Genomic DNA, 438 nt, shown 5'->3' with positions numbered 1-438 from the left:
GGTCACTCATGACTTTGCTCTTTGTTTGCTTTTGCAAATGAAGAGCTTTTATTTTGCATACTTATACTTGCTTTCCAGCATCGCATAACGTAATAACTTTAACTTTGTTTCTTTTTTCAATGCTTTCCATTCCGATACAGCAATCTTCATTCCTCCATTAATTAAATTTGTTATTTATATAGACTTATAAGTTCCAGTTATAAATTTTTCTAATTTGCTTATCGCTAAATCCTTTATGAATAGCGAAGATTTCTAGAAAATCAGAGATACACATATCAATAATTGTATTGTCGGTTGTTCTTATATAGTAATATTGAACAGCTCCCTCATAATCCGAATATAAATAGTACTTATGAATCTTATAATCTAATCCATTTTTCTCTAATACCTCATAAAGCTTATTTTTAGTTTCATCCATTACGTCAAAAATGGTTAACT

1 protein-coding gene is annotated in these 438 nt (G+C 28.8%); it reads right to left on the bottom strand.

Going from position 1 to position 438, the window contains the following annotated elements; genetic code table 11:
• Positions 1–184: 184 nt before the first annotated feature.
• Positions 185–438 (bottom strand): hypothetical protein (locus MR109_RS29755; RefSeq protein ID WP_242274862.1); only part of this gene is annotated, 254 nt, incomplete at its 5' end.

Origin of the sequence: Bacillus cereus group sp. BfR-BA-01310, from assembly GCF_022664325.1 — a bacterium.
Taxonomy (GTDB): domain Bacteria; phylum Bacillota; class Bacilli; order Bacillales; family Bacillaceae_G; genus Bacillus_A; species Bacillus_A paramycoides.
The sequence above is the reverse complement of the archived record's forward strand: the minus strand, read 5'-3'. Positions and strand labels throughout refer to the sequence as shown.